This window comes from Mycobacterium numidiamassiliense (assembly GCF_900157365.1).
Lineage (GTDB): Bacteria > Actinomycetota > Actinomycetes > Mycobacteriales > Mycobacteriaceae > Mycobacterium > Mycobacterium numidiamassiliense.
In genome coordinates this window covers 2,925,626-2,943,574 of sequence record NZ_FUEZ01000004.1, presented here as the reverse complement: position 1 = coordinate 2,943,574, position 17,949 = coordinate 2,925,626, and the positions used below count along the sequence as shown (strand labels likewise).

17 protein-coding genes are annotated in these 17,949 nt (G+C 65.3%); 8 read left to right on the top strand and 9 right to left on the bottom strand.

The window, feature by feature from the left end; genetic code table 11:
* Positions 1-233 precede the first annotated feature (233 nt).
* From MNAB215_RS22400 to MNAB215_RS22390, 3 genes are all read left to right on the top strand, one after another.
* On the top strand, positions 234-1,484 hold the full coding sequence (locus tag MNAB215_RS22400) for a cation:proton antiporter (RefSeq protein ID WP_083746212.1): 1,251 nt from the start codon (positions 234-236) through the stop codon (positions 1,482-1,484).
* A 105-nt stretch (positions 1,485-1,589) separates the two neighbouring features.
* Positions 1,590-2,996: a PPE family protein, SVP subgroup gene (locus MNAB215_RS22395; RefSeq protein ID WP_077080743.1), complete on the top strand. Its 1,407-nt coding sequence runs from the start codon at positions 1,590-1,592 to the stop codon at positions 2,994-2,996.
* A 62-nt stretch (positions 2,997-3,058) separates the two neighbouring features.
* A complete protein-coding gene (locus MNAB215_RS22390) occupies positions 3,059-4,426 on the top strand; it encodes a PPE family protein, SVP subgroup (protein ID WP_077080742.1) in 1,368 nt (455 codons plus the stop codon).
* A gap of 13 nt (positions 4,427-4,439) precedes the next feature.
* Here MNAB215_RS22390 and MNAB215_RS22385 read toward each other — a convergent pair whose 3' ends face one another.
* The 5 genes from MNAB215_RS22385 to dop all read right to left on the bottom strand — a co-directional run bounded on the left by MNAB215_RS22385 (position 4,440) and on the right by dop (position 8,974).
* Positions 4,440-5,327 (bottom strand): DUF4436 domain-containing protein, encoded by an 888-nt coding sequence (locus MNAB215_RS22385; RefSeq protein WP_083746211.1) that lies wholly within the window; start codon positions 5,325-5,327, stop codon positions 4,440-4,442.
* Positions 5,328-5,515: 188 nt separating this feature from the next.
* Entirely contained in the window at positions 5,516-6,286 is a 771-nt protein-coding gene (gene prcA, locus MNAB215_RS22380; protein ID WP_077080740.1) for a proteasome subunit alpha, read from the bottom strand.
* Complete coding sequence (prcB, locus tag MNAB215_RS22375; protein WP_077080739.1) at positions 6,283-7,170, bottom strand: proteasome subunit beta; 888 nt, start codon at positions 7,168-7,170, stop codon at positions 6,283-6,285. Before prcB ends, prcA begins: the two co-directional genes overlap by 4 nt.
* A complete protein-coding gene (locus MNAB215_RS22370; RefSeq protein WP_077080738.1) occupies positions 7,167-7,361 on the bottom strand; it encodes a ubiquitin-like protein Pup in 195 nt (64 codons plus the stop codon). Before MNAB215_RS22370 ends, prcB begins: the two co-directional genes overlap by 4 nt.
* 104 nt (positions 7,362-7,465) lie before the next feature.
* On the bottom strand, positions 7,466-8,974 hold the full coding sequence (dop, locus tag MNAB215_RS22365) for a pup deamidase/depupylase (RefSeq protein ID WP_077080737.1): 1,509 nt from the start codon (positions 8,972-8,974) through the stop codon (positions 7,466-7,468).
* A 194-nt stretch (positions 8,975-9,168) separates the two neighbouring features.
* On the opposite strand from dop, the gene MNAB215_RS22360 reads away from it, so the two are divergent.
* Both MNAB215_RS22360 and MNAB215_RS22355 read left to right on the top strand, forming a co-directional pair.
* The gene (locus MNAB215_RS22360; protein ID WP_083746210.1) at positions 9,169-10,338 is read left to right on the top strand and encodes a hypothetical protein; all 1,170 of its coding nucleotides are present in this window, start codon (positions 9,169-9,171) and stop codon (positions 10,336-10,338) included.
* 4 nt (positions 10,339-10,342) lie between these two features.
* The gene (locus MNAB215_RS22355) at positions 10,343-10,948 is read left to right on the top strand and encodes a hypothetical protein (RefSeq protein ID WP_077080736.1); all 606 of its coding nucleotides are present in this window, start codon (positions 10,343-10,345) and stop codon (positions 10,946-10,948) included.
* A 42-nt stretch (positions 10,949-10,990) separates the two neighbouring features.
* On the opposite strand, the gene arc is transcribed toward MNAB215_RS22355, so the two are convergent.
* The gene (arc, locus tag MNAB215_RS22350; protein WP_077082235.1) at positions 10,991-12,820 is read right to left on the bottom strand and encodes a proteasome ATPase; all 1,830 of its coding nucleotides are present in this window, start codon (positions 12,818-12,820) and stop codon (positions 10,991-10,993) included.
* Positions 12,821-13,133: 313 nt separating this feature from the next.
* Here arc and lppK point away from each other — a divergent pair, with 313 nt between their 5' ends.
* Together lppK and MNAB215_RS22340 are read left to right on the top strand one after the other, a co-directional pair.
* On the top strand, positions 13,134-13,772 hold the full coding sequence (gene lppK / locus MNAB215_RS22345) for a lipoprotein LppK (protein WP_245830379.1): 639 nt from the start codon (positions 13,134-13,136) through the stop codon (positions 13,770-13,772).
* A 132-nt stretch (positions 13,773-13,904) separates the two neighbouring features.
* Positions 13,905-14,198, top strand: coding sequence for a DUF503 domain-containing protein (locus MNAB215_RS22340; RefSeq protein ID WP_077080735.1), 294 nt, complete (start codon positions 13,905-13,907; stop codon positions 14,196-14,198).
* Here the strand turns inward: MNAB215_RS22340 and trmI are convergent.
* Complete coding sequence (gene trmI, locus MNAB215_RS22335; RefSeq protein WP_077080734.1) at positions 14,195-15,037, bottom strand: tRNA (adenine(58)-N(1))-methyltransferase TrmI; 843 nt, start codon at positions 15,035-15,037, stop codon at positions 14,195-14,197. The two genes, MNAB215_RS22340 and trmI, sit on opposite strands and share 4 nt — an antisense overlap.
* Before the next feature lie 73 nt (positions 15,038-15,110).
* Between trmI and MNAB215_RS22330 the strand changes: the two genes are divergently transcribed.
* Positions 15,111-15,989 (top strand): RecB family exonuclease, encoded by an 879-nt coding sequence (locus MNAB215_RS22330; protein ID WP_077080733.1) that lies wholly within the window; start codon positions 15,111-15,113, stop codon positions 15,987-15,989.
* Between the two features lie 8 nt (positions 15,990-15,997).
* Here MNAB215_RS22330 and MNAB215_RS22325 read toward each other — a convergent pair whose 3' ends face one another.
* Positions 15,998-17,368 carry an FAD-containing oxidoreductase gene (locus MNAB215_RS22325; protein WP_077080732.1) on the bottom strand — a complete coding sequence of 457 codons (1,371 nt, stop codon included), beginning with the start codon at positions 17,366-17,368 and terminating at the stop codon, positions 15,998-16,000.
* Positions 17,365-17,877 carry a DUF4126 domain-containing protein gene (locus MNAB215_RS22320; RefSeq protein ID WP_077080731.1) on the bottom strand — a complete coding sequence of 171 codons (513 nt, stop codon included), beginning with the start codon at positions 17,875-17,877 and terminating at the stop codon, positions 17,365-17,367. Before MNAB215_RS22320 ends, MNAB215_RS22325 begins: the two co-directional genes overlap by 4 nt.
* Positions 17,878-17,949: the final 72 nt, after the last annotated feature.

Below are 17,949 nucleotides of genomic sequence, written 5' to 3'. Positions count from 1 at the left end.
CCGGGGTCATCGACGCGACCGGTGACTCGGCAAGCCCAAACCGCTTAATGCGTGTGACGCGAGCGCGCACGCATGACTTTTCCATCGATCGAACCTCACAGGTGGGGAAATAACGATTCCAAAAGACGTAGAACAAGCCGCAAACAGAATGTGCCTAAATAGCCCTTTAAGCGATCTCTTACCAATAGAACTCTCACATTTCAGTAATCCCAATCGGTTACTCAGGAGAATCGATGCCACTCGGTAGTGTGCTGCAAGCACTAATGGTGCTGTCCGCAGTTTTAGCTGGCTCAGTACTTGTCGGAACCCTATTTCGTCGGATTAAGCAGCCCGCGGTTGTTGGGGTAATCTTTTTCGGCCTCCTGATAGGCACAGTCCTGTCCGCCAGCCCCCCCTCCATCCAGTCCGCACTCCTGTCGCCGACCGCAAAATCCCTGATCGAGGCCGTGGGCCAAGCGGGCCTCTTGCTGCTGCTGTTCTTGGTCGGAATTGAGCTGCGTACCTACAGCAAATCAAGTAAGCAGGCACCACTCTGGCAGTTGGTGCCGTGCGTGGCCATTCCGATCGTCGTTTGCGCCGCCGCGACCTTGCCCTTCGCGAACCAACTCGTTGGCCCGGATCACAATCCAGTCCATGTGTGGATGTTTGTCGGAATTGCGCTGAGCGTCACCGCCGTTCCGGTTCTCGTCCTGATCATCAAAGACCTCACAGTGCCGGCGCCCATTCCGGGCGTTGCGCTGCGGATAGCGGTCGCGACCGACGCGACGGCCTGGGCGCTGGTGACCGCGTTGATCCTGGTGACCACCGACTTGAGCACGATCTCGGTGACTGCCATCTGTGTTGGCGTCGCCTTGTTGCTGGTAGTGATGTTCGTGCTGCCGCGGCTTCTCCAACGCTGGTACAAGCCGACCCAGCATGGCGCGCCGTTCGTGATCGCCATGTTGGCCTACGCGCTTGTCGGTGGGGCGGCAACGCAGGTACTGGGCATCCACCCCGCCATTGGCGCCGTGATTGCCGGCCTGTTCTTCCCGGCAGGACTGGCCAACGAGGCATCGCAGCGAGCCCTGGCCATTGTTGCGGACATGCTCATTCCGGCGTTCTTCGTTTCCAGCGCCCTGTCTGTGCCGCTGCAGGTGCTGGCGGATTTGTGTCAATGGACTGGTCTGCTATGCCTGCTGACCCTGACCACCGCCGCTTTCGGCTCCAAGATCGCGGTCGGTCTGGTGTCCGGCAGGATGCAACGCTGGCCGCTGAAAAAGTCGGCCGAACTCGGCGTCCTGCTGAATTGCCGCGGCGTCACCGAACTCGCCATTGCGTCGGTGGGTCTGCAATCTCATTTGATCGGTCCCTATGCGTTTGCCATGTTGTGTGCGCTTGCCATCGTGACCACCGCCGTGACAGCTCCGCTATACACGGCGATCAACAGCCGCCCGCGTGTTTCTACGCCACGCGAGGAGGTCCCGGAAGTGGCGCGTGCGGCCTAGGCCTAAGCCCAAAGGCGTCTGTACGAGCCTTCCTGCCTACGTGATGGGCAGGAAGGCTCGTCGCCGGGACACGACCACGTCGATCGCGATCGGTTAAGGGCGCCAGTGGATTTCGCGTCCTTGCCGCCGGAAGTCAACTCCAGCAGGATGTACCTCGGTCCCGGGTCGGACTCGATGCTGTCCGCGGCCGAAGCCTGGGAGGGGTTGGCCGCTGAGCTGTATGCGACCGCCAGCTCGTACCAGTCGGCCATCGCGAGCCTGACCGCCGGGCCGTGGATCGGTCCCTCCTCGGCCTCGATGGCGGCCGCGGCCGCTTCTTATGTCAGCTGGCTGGAGGGCGCGGCCGTACAGGCTGAACACGCCGGGACCCAGGCCAAAGCCGCGGCCGCGGCGTACGAGGAAGCGTTCGCGTCGACGGTGCCGCCTCCGCTGGTCACCTCGAACCGCACCCGGCTCGCGAGGCTGCTCGCGACAAACGTCTTCGGGCAGAACACCTCCGCAATCGCCACCGCCGAGGCCCAGTACGCCGAGATGTGGGCGCAGGATGCCGCGGCGATGTACCGATACGCGGGATCCTCGGCATCCGCGACGGCACTGACACCTTTCGAGTCGCCTCGACAGAACACCAACCCCAGCGGGCAGGCCACGCAATCGACCGCCGTCACCCAGGCGGCCGGAACATCGGCGGGCAATGTGCAGCAGACGTTGTCCGCGGTACCGAGCACCCTGCAGAGCCTGGCGACCGCGGCACCGGCGGCCTCTTCGTCGTCGTCCACGTTGGACACGCTGAACTTGTTGAGCGACCTGATTGCCATCTTCCTTGACCTGCCGGCCGACGTCGCAGCCCTGACCGTCGGCTTACCGCTGAGCATCCTTGGCCTGGTGTCCCTGCCGTTCGACATCGGTGGTTACGGCACCGGTGTGCACACCGACGACATCGTCAGTGGTTGGAACGGCGAAGAGAGCTGGCCGGGCAGAGGGCCCGCGCCCGTCAAGGAATTCCCGGCGCATCTTGCCAATCTCCCCCCGGGCACGGTGCCGCCGGCGCCGAGAGTCTCGGCAGGGCGGGGCGATGCGAACTCCGTCGGCCCCTTGTCCGTGCCGGCGACATGGACCATTGCCACGCCGGCGGTTCGCGCCACCGCGTACACCATGCCCGCGCTGCCCGTCGCGGGGGGCGCCGACTTGGGGCCCACGCTTGGGTCGAGCACCACCTTGGGCCAGATGGCTGTGGCGGGAATGGCCGGGCGGGCCATCGCCGGCACCCTGGGCACAGGTGTCGCCAAAGACGGCGGCAAAGCACAGCGACGAGAGCATGTGCAGGACGCCTCCGGTGCCGTAAGGACCGCGGAAGATACGGCTGCGAATTCAGGTAGCGCGCCGGAAGGCGAGCCCCGGCCTGTCATCACCGGAGTCGCGGCCGAGCTTCGTGAGTTCGTCAAGCTCCGCAACGAGGGAATTTTGACCGAAGACGAATACACCGAGCAGAAAAACCGTCTGCTCGGTCGCTGAGGCACATCTCGTCCAATTTTTGGGGGGTAGCTCCGGCTGTCTGGAAGAGGAATGCGCGAGCAATGGATTTCGGGATTTATCCGCCGGAGATCAACTCCGGCCGGATGTATGCCGGTCCTGGCTCGGGGCCATTGCTCGCGGCTGCGCGGGCGTGGGCGGCATTGGCCGACGAACTGTATGCGGCGGCTGGCGCATACCAGTCCGTCGTATCGGGGCTGAGCGCAGAAGTGTGGACGGGCCCGGCGTCGGCGTCCATGGCGGCCGCTGCCGGACCGTTTGTGCAATGGCTGAGCGGCACCGCCGCCCAGGCAGCGGAAACCGCCACCCAAGCGATCGCCGCGGTCGCCGCCTACGAGACGGCGTACGCCATGACGGTGCCGCCCCCGGTGATCGCGGCCAACCGGAGCCTGTTGGCGGCGCTGGTGGCGACCAACTTCTTAGGGCAGAACACTGCAGCCATCGCGGCCACCGAGGCGCAGTACGCGGAGATGTGGGCACAAGACGCCGCGGCGATGTACACCTACGCCGGCTCGTCGGCGGCCACATCTGTACTGACTGCCTTTGCGTCGCCGCGACAGAACATCAATCCCGGTGGGCAAGCCGCGCAAACCACCGCGGTCACCCAGGCGACCGGCACATCCGCCGGCAGCACCCAGCAAACGCTGTCGGCTGTACCCACCACGTTGGAGGGCCTGGCAACGGCCGCCCCGTCGGCCGCTCCCTCGAGTTCCCTCGACAACTTGAGCAACTTGATCGCAATCTTCCTCGACGCGCCGGCCAGTGTGGCCGGCCTGCTTTCGGACCTTCCCCTGGCGATTGTGGCAGGGCCGGTGGATCTTCCCTTCGGCATTGGTGGAACCCTGACCGGTCTCCACGCCGATGAAATCGTCAGCGGCTGGGAAGGGGTCGCCCCCTGGCCGGGCACCGGACAGGCGCCCGTCCAAGAATTCCCGGCGCCTCTGCTCGACCTGCGTTCCGGCACGGTGCCAACGTTTTCGGCCGGTCTGGGCAACTCCGGCACCGTCGGCGCACTATCCGTACCCTCGGCATGGACCACCGCCGCACCGGAAATCCGTCCGCTCGCAATGGCATTGCCGGTCACCTGCGTCGACCCTGCCGTGGCGGCACCTGTGGAAGCAGGTTCGAGCACCACCCTCAGCGACTTGGGGCTGGCGGGGATGACTGGCCGCGCGATGGCCGGTCCGTCGAGCTCCGGCGGCAGCACAGGCGGTACGACGACGGGAGCACCCGTGACCACCCGCATCGGAAACCCGCCAGCCCCCGGTGACGGCGACGTCGGACACCCCAGACCCCGGATCGTGGTCACCGGAATCGCGCTAAAGATCCGCGAGATCACCAAGCTCCGCGATGAAGGAGAGCTGACCGAGGAGGATTACACCGAACTGAAGAATCGCCTGCTTGGGCACTGACCAGCCAACGCGATCAGGTCTTCTTTGATGTCGCTCTCGCCCAGGCCGCGATATACAGCAGCATCGAGATCACCAAAGCCACCAGAACCCACAAAACAATCGTGAGATCGATCCAGCTTCCGAACACCGGCGAGCCTGGAAGCGCATTTCTCAGGGGTACCACCGCAAACAGCATCGCCGCATACCACGTTGTCAGTGGCGACTGAAACTTCGATGGATCGCGATACGTCTGAATCGCAACATACAAACCAATCGCTGCGATCGCGACAAAAATAAGCAGGATGACAATCGCAAATAGCATCGTGCTCGCCGATCTCTGCAATTCGACCACGTAGGGTGAGGTCTGGTTGGCGCTATTCACCCGATTCACGTGAACTTTCCAGCCGGTCAATCGATCGACGAATGTCACGTCGGCGCGCTGCGGCGCGTCGGTACCCACGAACAATTCCACCGTAACCGGCCCGGTGTAGTAGCTATCGAAGGGCCACCGTTCGATGTCACGCGCCAGAGTTAGCGGAACGGGAAAAACACCGGGCAACATTCCCTTGGACCAGGTGCGCTTGATCGGTGTCGTCGTGGATGTGACTGCCACGGTGAGGTCTTGCTTGAGGCCGTCGGTCGCCGGATCCAACAACTCGGGCCCGGGCTTGACGATAAGGTCGCCGACCAGCTCGCTGTAGGTGTTTTGAATGTTTGCCACATTGAACGTGACGGTGGTGCCATCGCGGGTGGGCGTCCCACGAATTGGCGCGCGTTGGGCCCCTTCGCCGTCGACGTACAGAACGACCGCCGTCAGCACCGCGCAGGCACTTATGCCAACCAAAGCAGCCGTGCCGAGTTTCGTGCGCGGCCACCACCGGCGACGGCGGACCCCTGATTGCGAGTGCTCATCTGGCCGCATCCGCACCCAGTCACCTTTCCTTTTGCGAGTAATTCACCGGCACCCGGACCGGCGTTTAAACGTGGGATCAAGCAAGGGGCGAACCCAGGACCACCGAATTCACGACACGCAGCCTCTAAATCCCGGTGGCTGCCGGTACCCTACTACGCCGCGGGCTGATTTGCCCTGCTGAGAAGGGGTGCTATCAGCTACTCGGACGCTTTCTTATCGGACACATCCTTATCGGACACATCCGCCTCGTCGGAAAGAGCCTTCGGGAGCAGCGTTTCCAGCTGCGAGCGACCAATCCGCCGAAACGCGCGCCGTGGTCGGCCCACGTCGAGGATGGCCACCTCGAGACTGGCCACATCGAGCGAGGATTGGTCGCCGTTCGAGGAATCTGCACTGCCAGCCCGAAGCGCCTCCAGCGCGATCGCCAAAGCGTCGTGCAGATCGGCGTTTTCGGCGTAGGACTCCTTGAGCGCGTTGGCGATCGGCTCGGTGGTGCCACCCATCACCACGAAATGCGGCTCGTCATTGATGGACCCGTCGTAGGTAATCCGGTACATCTCAGGAGGTTTCGTCTCGCCGTAATGCGCGACCTCGGCGACGCACAGCTCAACCTCGTAGGGTTTTGCCTGTTCGGTGAAGATGGTGCCCAGCGTCTGCGCGTAGACGTTGGCCAGCTGACGGCCGGTGACATCGCGGCGGTCGTAGGCGTAGCCGCGTGTGTCGGCGAACTGGATGCCGCCGCGACGCAGGTTGTCGAATTCGTTGAACTTGCCCGCGGCGGCGAACCCGACGCGGTCGTAGAGTTCGCTGATTTTCTGCAGTGACCGCGACGGGTTCTCCGCGACGAAGAGCACACCCCCGGAATAAGCCAGCGCCACCACGCTGCGGCCCCGGGCGATACCCTTGCGCGCGAGTTCGCTGCGCTCGCGCATCGCCTGCTCAGGCGAGATGAAATACGGGAAGCTCACTGCTCACCCCTCGACTCGCTGTCGGGGCCGAAAGTATCTGCGCGCGAACGATTTTCGATGATCTCGCGGGCCAGTCCGGCGATGCGACTTTCCGCCACCTCAACCGCCCCGTCGGCGCCGATGGTGACCGCCGTCGGGAAGATGCCCCGGACAAGGTCCGGGCCACCGGTCGCCGAATCGTCGTCGGCCGCGTCGTAGAGGGCCTCAATGGCGACTCGCAGAGCGGAATCGGCATCGCTGACTTGTGAGTACAGCTTCTTGATCGACGACTTTGCGAAGATCGACCCCGACCCCACCGACTGGTAGCCCTCTTCCTCGATGTTCCATCCGCCTGCGGCGTCGAACGAGACGATGCGCCCTGCGCCTTCCTGGTCGGCCGCGTGGATGTCGTATCCCGCCAGCAGCGGCAGGGCCACCAGGCCCTGCATTGCGGCCGCCAGGTTGCCACGGACCATGATGGCGAGCCGGTTGACTTTGCCGGCAAAGGTGAGGGGCACGCCTTCCAGCTTTTCGTAGTGCTCGAGTTCCACCGCGTAGAGACGAGCGAACTCGACGGCGATCGCGGCCGTGCCGGCGATACCGGTGGCGGTGTAGTCATCGGTGATGTACACCTTGCGCACGTCGCGCCCGGCAATCATGTTGCCCTGCGTCGAGCGCCGGTCACCTGCGATCAGCACGCCACCGGGGTACTTCAGCGCGACGATGGTCGTCCCGTGCGGCAATTGGCCACCCGGACCGCCCGCCGGCGCCCCGCCACCGAGTACCGGAGGCAGCAGCTCGGGCGCCTGACGGCGCAGCATGTCGGCGAACGAGGACTGATTTACAGCGGGGATTCCGGAGAGTGCGGAGTTGGTGGACAGGCGATCAGAGAACGGCCAGGTCACTGTCCGCCCTTTTGGACATACGCACGGACGAAGTCCTCAGCGTTTTCCTCAAGGACGTCGTCAATTTCGTCGAGTAGATCGTCGGTGTCCTCGGACAGCTTCTCGCGACGCTCCTGACCTGCAGCAGAGGTGCCGACGACGTCGTCTTCATCACCGCCGCCACCGCCCCGCTTGGTCTGCTCCTGCGCCATCGCCGCCTCCTGCTTTGTCCGGGCTCATTAGAAAGCCACGCCAGCGCTTGCTGGTATCCCTCTACCCTACCGGTCAACCCCGACGTTTCCCGGCCTAACGACACTTAGCTCGTCAGTTGTTCCACCAGCTCGGCGGCACTATGCACCGAGTCCAGCAGCGCTCCGACGTGCGCTTTACTGCCCCGTAACGGCTCCAGCGTCGGGATGCGCACCAGCGAATCACCACCCAGATCGAAAATCACCGAGTCCCAGCTTGCTGCGGCGATATCGGCGCCGAATCGGCGTAGACATTCGCCGCGGAAGTACGCGCGCGTGTCGGTCGGCGGGTTGTCCACCGCCTCGATCACCTGATGTTCGGTGACCAGACGCTTCATCGAGCCTCGCGCAACCAGCCGGTTGTACAGGCCTTTGTCCAGCCTGACGTCGGAATATTGCAGGTCGACGAGGTGTAACCGGGGCGCCGACCAGCTCAAGTTTTCGCGCTGCCGGAAACCCTCGAGCAGCCGCAACTTGGCCGGCCAGTCCAGCAGCTCGGCGCACTCCATCGGGTCGCGTTCCAGCTGGTCGAGCACGTGCGCCCAGGTTTCGACGACATGGGCGGCCCGTGGGTCAGGGTCGCGACCGTCGACCAGTTTGGCCACCCGATCGAGGTAGATCCGTTGCAGCGCAAGGGCGGTCAGTTCGCGGCCGTCCGCCAGTGCCACGGCGACCCGCAGCGACGGATCCCGGCTGATCGCGTGGACGGCGTGCACCGGCCGGGCCAACGCCAGGTCGCTCAGGTCTATCCCGTGCTGTGGGCCTTCCTCGATCAGGTCGAGGACCAGCGCCGTGGTGCCCAGCTTCAGGTACGTCGACGTCTCGGCGAGGTTGGCGTCGCCGATGATCACGTGCAGCCGCCGGTATCTGTCCGCGTCGGCGTGCGGCTCGTCGCGAGTGTTGATGATGCCGCGTTTGAGCGTGGTCTCCAGCCCGACCTCGACCTCGATGTAGTCGGAGCGCTGGGACAGCTGGAAACCGGGCTCGTCACCCGAGGGGCCGATGCCGACCCGGCCGGAGCCCGTGACGACCTGGCGGGACACCAGGAAGGGGGTCAGCCCGGCGATGATGGCCGAAAACGGCGTCTGCCGGCTCATCAGGTAGTTCTCGTGCGAGCCGTAGGAGGCACCCTTGCCGTCGACGTTGTTCTTGTAGAGCTGCAGCTTCGCGGCTCCGGGCACGCTGGCGACGTGCCGGGCAGCGGCCTCCATCACGCGCTCGCCGGCCTTGTCCCAGATCACGGCGTCCAGCGGATCGGTGCATTCGGGCGCGGAGTACTCGGGGTGGGCGTGATCCACGTAGAGCCGTGCCCCGTTGGTCAGGATCATGTTGGCGGCGCCAACCTCGTCGGCGTCGACCACCGGCGGCGGCCCGGCCGAGCGGCTCAGGTCGAAACCGCGGGCGTCACGCAACGGCGATTCCACTTCGTAGTCCCAGCGGGTGCGTTTGGCGCGCTGGATGCCGGCAGCGGCGGCATACGCCAGCACCGCCTGGGTCGAGGTGAGGATCGGGTTGGCGGTCGGGTCGGACGGCGACGAAATGCCGTACTCGACCTCCGTCCCGATAATCCGTTGCATGCCAACAGCCTAGGCCGGGCGGCGATGTGCCCGCCGCGGCGGGGCGCTGTGGGGGCGCCGCCCGGCCGCGAAGCGCGAGGGGCGACGGCGCAGGGGCGAGGCAGCGGGGTGACTCAACCCGGCGAAGATGGCGCCACGGCGAAGGGCCGACAAACGGCCCGCACGCTGGCGAATGCCCGTTAGGGTAAGGCGCGATGGACCTTTCACTCCGTCGCACCGGACGCGGCCGAGCATCGGCGGCCGCCGCGGCTGAAAGCTGGTTCCTGCAGCGCGGTTTGCCCTGGGTGTTGACCAGGAGGGCCCGCTGGCGACGAATCTGGCCGCGATCGGCACCCGCGCTGGCGGCGTACGCCACGCTGCAGGCCTGCGTGCTGGCGGTCTACTCGATCGTGGGGGGCGGCGACATCGAGATCACCGGGACTCCCACGGCCGCCGAATGGGTCGTGCTGGTCATCGTCGCGTTCGTCCTGCCGCTGATGGCGCTCGTCGGCTGGCTGGTGTCGCGGCTACGGAGCGGACGGACACGGACGGTCGCGGCGAGCGCGTCGGTGGCCGTCGTGGCATGCGGGGCAGTGATCGTATCGGGCCCCACCCAGTTGCTGCAGGAAGCCGTTGTCATTGTCGCGGTGCTGATCCTGACCGGCTGCGGGGCCGGCTCGGTTTTCGGCTGGGCGGTCCGCATGATGCTGTCGCATCTCGCGACGGTGGGCGCGCTGGCCGTCCGGGCGTTGCCCGTGGTGCTACTGACCGCATTGGTGTTCTTCAACACCTATGTCTGGCTGATGGCCGCGACGATCAGCGGCAACCGGCTCGGGTTGGCGATGGCGTTTCTGATCGCCATCGCCGCGGCATTCGTCACCTCCGCAACGGTGGAACGGGTCAGGCCGATGCTCAACTCGACCACGGCGCTGCCCAAGGACACGGCAAGGCTTGCCGATACCCCGTTTTCGACGATGCCAGACGTTCGTAACTGCGCACCGTTGAAAAAGTCAGAACGGCTGAACGTGGTCTTCGTGCTGGCTACCTCGCAGCTGGCGCAGATCCTGGTGGTAGCAGTGGTGACCACTACGATCTATTTGATTCTCGGGCTGATCATCATGAGCCCATCACTACTCAACGAATGGACCCACACCTACGCCAGCACTGCGACCGTGCTGGGATGGACTCTGCCAATACCGGATTCGCTGATCCATATGTGTCTTTTCTTGGGGGCGTTGACGTTCATGTACATCAGCGCGCGCGCCGCCAGCGACGCCGAATACCGTTCGACGTTCTTGGACCCGCTGATCGATGACCTGCACACCACGCTCATCGCACGCAACCGCTACCGCAGCGCCATCGCCACATCGACAGAAAGCGAGTGAACACGTGGCCGACTTGTCTGGAAAGCGTTACGGCGAAGTACTTCTCGTCGAGATCACCGAGTCCGGCCCGCAGGCCACCGTCTACAACAGCTTTCCGCTCAACGACTGCCCGGCCGAACTGTGGTCAAAGCTGGACCCGCAGGCCCTCGCCACCGAAAACGGTGCAGCCGCAGTACTACTCAACGGTCCGCGCTATTGGCTGATGAACGACATCGAGAAGCAGGCCCAAGGGCCGCGAGAGACCAAAACCTTCGGCGGAATCGAGATGATCAAGCAGGCCACGGTTCAACTCACGTCGATGAACCCCGCGCCCTATCTGGCCAACGAGGTGAGCCGCAATACCGTTTTCGTGTTCAACGCGGGCGAAGAGATCTACGAACTCATCGACCCCGACGGACATCGCTGGGTCATGCAGACCTGGAGCCAGGTCGCCGACCCCGACCTGTCACGCGCGGACCTACCCGGGCTCGCCGGCCGGCTCGACGTCCCCGAAGGCTGGACGTATGCGCCGCGGGTGCTCACCGAGACGCTGCGAGTGGACACCACAACCCGGCCCGCGCAGGTGCTCCAAGACAACCTGACGAACAGCTACTCACTCGAATTCGACTGAGAAACAGCAGAACTGGGCTGGGGCCGACATCCGGCCCCAGCGCTACAGGTACTGGCCCAGGTTCGATTCGGTGTCGATGGCACGCGACGCGCTCGACGACTTGCCGGTGACCAGGGTGCGGATGTAGACGATCCGCTCGCCCTTCTTGCCCGAGATCCGCGCCCAGTCATCGGGGTTGGTGGTGTTGGGCAGGTCCTCGTTCTCGGCGAACTCGTCGACGATCGAGTCGAGCAGATGCTGGATACGCAGACCGGGTTGCCCGGTCTCCAGCACCGACTTGATCGCGTTCTTCTTCGCCCGGTCGACGACGTTCTGGATCATGGCACCGGAGTTGAAGTCCTTGAAGTACATGACTTCCTTGTCACCATTGGCGTAGGTGACCTCCAGGAACCGGTTGTCGTCGATCTCGGCGTACATCCGCTCGACAACCTTCTCGATCATCGCCGCGATGCACGCCCCACGGTCGCCGTCGAACTCGGCGAGGTCGTCGGCATGCACCGGCAGCGTCGTGACAAGGTACTTCGAGAAGATGTCTTGCGCCGCTTCGGCATCGGGTCGCTCGATCTTGATCTTCACGTCCAAGCGGCCGGGCCGCAGGATCGCGGGGTCGATCATGTCCTCGCGGTTGGAGGCGCCGATCACGATGACGTTTTCGAGTCCCTCCACCCCGTCGATCTCGCTGAGCAACTGCGGGACCACCGTGGTCTCGACGTCCGATGAGACGCCGGTGCCACGGGTGCGGAAGATCGAGTCCATCTCGTCGAAGAACACGATCACCGGCGTTCCCTCCGACGCCTTTTCGCGGGCGCGCTGGAAGATCAGCCGGATGTGCCGCTCGGTCTCGCCGACGAACTTGTTCAGCAGTTCCGGGCCCTTGATGTTCAAGAAGTACGACTTGGCCTCGCGGGCGTCGTCGCCACGGACCTCGGCCATCTTCTTGGCCAGCGAGTTCGCGACCGCCTTGGCGATCAACGTCTTTCCGCAACCGGGCGGGCCATAGAGCAGCACACCTTTGGGCGGACGCAGCGCGTACTCGCGGTAGAGCTCCTTGTGCAGGAACGGCAGCTCCACGGCATCGCGGATCTGCTCGATCTGGCGAGTCAGGCCACCGATGTCCAGGTAGCTGACGTCGGGCACCTCTTCGAGCACCAGGTCTTCGACCTCGGCCTTGGGGATGCGCTCGAAGGCATAGCCGGCCTTGGTGTCCACCAGCAGCGAGTCGCCCGGCCGTAACTTGCGCGGCCGGGTGTCGTCGTTGAGGGCGTCGGGGTGCCCTTCGGGTAGGTCCTCGGCAACGAGCGGGTCGGCGAGCCAGACGATGCGCTCCTCGTCGGCGTGGCCGACGACGAGGGCGCGGTGCCCATCGTTGAGCACCTCCCGCAAAGTCGAGATCTCGCCAACGGATTCGAATGTGCCGGCCTCGACGACGGTGAGCGCCTCGTTCAGCCGGACCGTCTGGCCCTTCCGCAAGACGGACATGTCGATGTTGGGCGAGCACGTCAAACGCATCTTGCGACCCGACGTGAACACGTCGACGGTTTCGTCCTCGTGAGTGGAGAGGAGCACGCCGTAGCCGCTGGGCGGTTGGCCCAGTCGGTCGACTTCTTCTCGCAGTGCCAACAGTTGTTGGCGGGCCTCTTTAAGAGTTTCCATTAATTTGGAATTGCGGGCCGCCAGCGAGTCGATGCGGGCTTCGAGCTGATGGACATCGCGCGCGGAGCGCGTGCCACCATTTGATTCGGCCGCTTGCTCGAGTTGCTCGCGCAGTACTGCCGCCTCACGACGTAGTTGTTCCAATTCGGCAGCATCGCCGCTGGATAGACCTGCTTCTGGATTGATGCCGAATGCTTCAGAACGCTCTGAGTCACCCATGTTGCGCTCCTTTCCCGCCCCGAAATGATGCGGTGGATCCCTCAACGCTACCGGCCGTTGGCCGTTCATGCGTGTAGTCAAATGCGGTCAAAAGTCGCGTCTTTGCTCCCACTGGTAACCTCGGCGTCGATTTGGGACCACCGAGAGGACACCCCGTGACCGCAAAACCCCTCGCCACAGGCGTAGCGGCCGCCGCGGTCATCAACGCTGTGTTTCCGACTGTGACTTCCATTGCATCCGCTGGTTCGGCGTCCGCTACAAATCACCCCGAGCCTGAAGTCGACGCCGCCACATCGGCCGACTGACTGAGTGGATGCATCGACACCTGCCCGTACTGCTGACCGCCGCCACCGCCGTAGTGGCAGTCGGACTCGCAGGATGTTCGCACACCGAACCCAAGGTCCCGGCGTCGGCGACGTCGTCGGTGGTCCCCCCGGCGTCGACTCCGGTCGTCGTCACTGCTCCCCCGACGGCTCCGCTGCCCGTCCCCGAGGCGCTGACCGACGTGCTGAACCGGCTTGCCGACCCGAACATTCCCGGCGCCAACAAGGTCGGCCTGGTCGAGGGCGCCACGCCGGAGAGCGCGGCCACCTTCGACAAGTTCATCAACGCGCTGCGCGACAACGGCTATCTGCCCATGACTTTTGGGGCGGACAACATCGCCTGGTCGGACAAGAACCCGTCCAACGTGATGGCCTCGATCCGGGTCAGCACCGCCCAGCCGAACCATGCGTTCACGTTCCCGATGGAGTTCACGCCCTTCCAGGGGGGTTGGCAGTTATCCCGCCGAACTGCGGAAATGCTACTGGCTCTGGGTAACTCACCGGCATCGACGACTCCGCCGGTCCTGACGCCGCCGCCGCCGGCCCCACCACCGGCCCGGTGCGCGGCGCCGGCCGGCCGTCAGCTGGGCGGGATGCGAAGGCGGCGCGTCGCCCCGCCGCCCGCTTAGTCGAGGATGAGCGCTCGCGCCACGCAGCGAGGGATACTCGGCCGACCCCGAACAACCTTGCAGCGGGGCGCCTCGCCGAGGGGGCTGTGTTGGGAGGGGGAACCGGCCCCGACGGAAGCCCCGCCGCCGTAGATGTGGATCGGCTGGCTCGAATTCGACGTCTTGCTGGGCGACGTGCGATCGCTCAAGGAAAAGCGTTCGGTGATCCGGCCCGTCGTCGCCGAACTGCGGCGCAAGTTCAGCGTGTCGGCGGCCGAGACGGGTTCGCAGGAGCTGTATCGGCGCGCGGGAATCGGCGTGGCCGTCGTCTCGGGCGAGCGTGCCCATGTGGTCGACGTTCTCGACGCCGCCGAACGCTTGGTGGCCGCACATCCGGAATTCGAACTGCTGTCGGTGCAGCGTTCGTTACGGCGCAGCGACGACTAGCCGTCCCGGCCGGGTCGCTTGCGACCCAGCGGCATCGGGGCGATCACGCCGGGGGCGAGCCGGCGCGTCGCGATCAGGAACGCGGTATGGCCGCGCATCGAATGCTGCGGCCGCACAGCCAGGCCGACGGCGTGCCAGCCGCGCTGCAGCGACTCCCACGCCCGCGGTTCCGTCCAGCACTGTGCCGCCCGCAACGCCTCCACGGCCCTCGACAGCTGGGTGACGGTGGCGACGTAGATCATCAGCACACCGCCGGGCGTCATCAGTCGCGCGACCGCGTCCAGCACCTCCCACGGGGACAGCATGTCCAGCACGGCCCGGTCGAAGGAGCCGTCCGGCAGATCGGAGTCCACGACATCGCCGATGATCAGCCGCCAATTGTCGGGTGCCTGACCGAAAAAGACCGAGACATTGCGCTGCGCATGCTCGGCATGATCGGCGCGCACTTCGTAGGAGACCACCCGCCCCTCGGGGCCCACCGCGCGCAACAGCGAACAGGTCAGCGCGCCGGAACCCGCCCCGGCCTCAAGCACCCGCGCGCCCGGGAAGATGTCGCCCTCGTGCACGATCTGCGCGGCGTCCTTCGGGTAGATGACCTGCGGGCCGCGCGGCATCGACATGATGTAGTCGACCAACAGCGGGCGCAGCACCAAGAACGGGGCGCCGCTGGTGGATTTGACCACGCTGCCCTGTTCCAGGCCGATCAGGTCGTCGTGGGCGATCGCTCCGCGATGCGTGTGGAACTCGGCGCCAGGAGTGAGCTCCACCGTGTAGTGACGGCCCTTGGGGTCGGTGAGCTGGACTCGTTCGCCCACGGTGAGTGGGCCGGTTCCGGACACGCCGTCTAGCGTGCCAGCCGACTCGCTGCTCCGGGTGCTTGGGGTTGTCGGCGCCCGGTCCTAGGCTGCGAGAATGACCGACCAGCCGCAGGAAGGGGTACGACCGGCTTCCAGACCGGCCCTGTCCCCGTCGCGAGCGGCTGACTTCAAGCAGTGCCCGTTGCTGTACCGCTTCCGGGCGATCGACCGACTGCCCGAGCCACCGTCGACGGCGCAGCTTCGAGGGTCGGTGGTGCACGCCGCGCTCGAGCAGCTCTACGGGTTGCCTGCGGCCTCGCGCGGCCCGGACACGGCCAAATCACTGGTGCAGCCCGCGTGGGAAAAGGTGATCGCCGCAGAGCCCGATCTGGCCGACGAGCTCGGAGCCGAACTGCAAGTCCAACTGCTCGAGGAAGCCCGCGCACTGCTGGCCGGCTACTACCGCCTGGAAGACCCCACCCGATTCGACCCGCAGTCGTGCGAACAGCGTGTCGAGGTCGAACTCGCCGACGGCACGCTGCTGCGCGGGTTCATCGACCGCATCGATGTCGCCGCGACCGGCGAGCTACGGGTGGTCGACTACAAGACCGGCAAGGCGCCGCCGGAGGCCAGAGCGCAGGCCGAGTTCAAGGCCATGTTCCAGATGAAGTTCTATGCGGTCGCGCTGTTGCGGTCACGCGGCGTGCTGCCCACCCGGCTGCGGCTGATCTACCTGGCCGACGGCCAGGTATTGGACTACTCCCCGGATCACGACGAGCTGCTGCGCTTCGAGAAGACGCTGATGGCGATCTGGCGTGCCATCCAATCCGCCGGTGAGACGGGCGATTTCCGCCCCAAGGCGTCACGGCTGTGCGACTGGTGCCCGCATCAGTCACTCTGCCCGGTTTTCGGCGGGACGCCACCGCCCTATCCCGGGTGGCCGGAAAAGGCTCGGGCACAAGCCATTTCACACCCTACCCAACCTGCTGCCTGATCGTTCGCCTAGAGCAGCGGCGACATCTCCTGCAGCATGGTGGGTATCAGCTCGCTGACGGTGGGATGGATATGCATGGTGCGCGACAGCGTCGTGTACGGCGCCTTGGCCGACATGACGTCCAGAATGCAGTGAATCGCCTCGTCGCCACCGACACCGAGAATGGCCGCTCCCAAAATCTCGTGGGTGTCGGCATCGACCACGACTTGCATAAAGCCTTGCGTCTCACCCTTTTCCACGGCCCTGCCGACCTTGGTCATCGGCCGCTTGCCGACCAGCGCCTTGCGGCCCGATTCACGGACCTCACGCACCGTCATACCGGCCCGCCCCAGCGGCGGATCGATGTAGAGGGCATAGGTGGTGATGCGGTCGCTGACCCGGCGCGGATCGTCGTCGAGCAGGTTGGCGGCAACAATCTCGAAGTCGTTGTATGACGTGTGGGTGAATGCACCCTTGCCGTTGCAGTCGCCCATCGCCCAGATGTGCTCGACGTTCGTCCTGAGCTGATCGTCGACCACGATGTAGCCCCGCGCGTCGGTCTGCACGCCGGCGGCCTCGAGTCCGAGATCGTCGGTGTTGGGCCGGCGCCCGACCGCCACCAGCAGATGACTGCCGTGGATGGGATCGGCCCCCGCCGTCGGTGTGAGTTCAAAGCCCTTGTCGGCCTTGCTGACTCGCACATCGTCGGCACCCACGATGATCTCGATCCCTTCGGCCTCCAGGATCTCTCTGATGGTGGCCGAGACATCCTCGTCTTCGCGGGACGCCAGCCGTGGGCCCCGTTCGACGACGGTCACCCGGGCACCGAAGCGCTGGTACATCTGGGCGAACTCCAGCGCGATGTAGCTACCCCCGACGATGATGAGATGGTGTGGCAGCGTGTCGATGTCGAGGATCGACACGTTGGTGAGGTAGTCGACGTCGGCGAGTCCAGAGATGTCGGGGACGACGGCACGGCCACCGACGTTGAGGAAGATCCGATCGGCGTGCAGGACGTCATCTCCGACCCGCATGGTGTGCGGATCCTCGAAGCGGGCGTGGCCGCGAAAGACGGTGCAGCCGTCCATGCCGTCCAGCCAGTCCTCGACGTCCTTGCGGTCGGCGAGCATGATGCCGTCCTTGCGTGCCTTGACTTTTGCCATGTCCACGCTGATCGATCCGGTGCCGACACCGTATTCCGTACCGCGGCGCGCCTGGTGCGCGGTGTGAGCGCTGGCCACCAGCGTTTTGGTCGGGATGCAGCCGTTGTTGACGCAGGTGCCGCCGATCAGTTTGCGCTCGACGATCGCAACGCGCTGACCGGCGGCCGTCAGCCGACCCGCGAGCGGCGGACCGGCCTGGCCGGCGCCAACGATGATCGCATCGAAATGCGCTGTCACTTAACGGCCGTGAGGAGATATTCGGTCAGCACGTGACCCGTCAAGGCGACGATGGCGAATCCGCCGAGGATCGCGACCGCATCCTCGAGCAGGGCGATCGGCAAGTCCTTGCCACCGCTGGCGGCCACCAATCGCTTGCGGGCTTGATAGCCGCCCAATGTGCCGAGCACCGCACCGATCACACCCGCGCCCAGCGCGGTAAACGTCCAGTGCGGCCAGGCGCCGAGGACGGCGCCGGCGAAGCCGCCCATCACGAGCCGGGCTCCGAACGATGGCGGCGCCGTGCGCGGCGGCGTCTTCGGCAGTTTGTCGCTGACGAGTTCGGCGACCGCGAGAAACGTCAGGACCACGACCGTGATCTTGTTGTCCACCCAGGATGCCCAGGTGTGGTCGAGGTCGATCCAGTCAAGGGCAGCGGCCCAGGCGACCACGGCGGGCGCGGTCAGCGAACGCAACCCGGCGACTACGCCGATGAGTAAAGCCAGCAGCAAGATAAGAGTGTGTGTCACGAAGACCCTCCTGGGGACGAACAGCCCGGCGACGGTAAAAGGGACAGCCTCTCCCATTACTTCGGGCAGTCC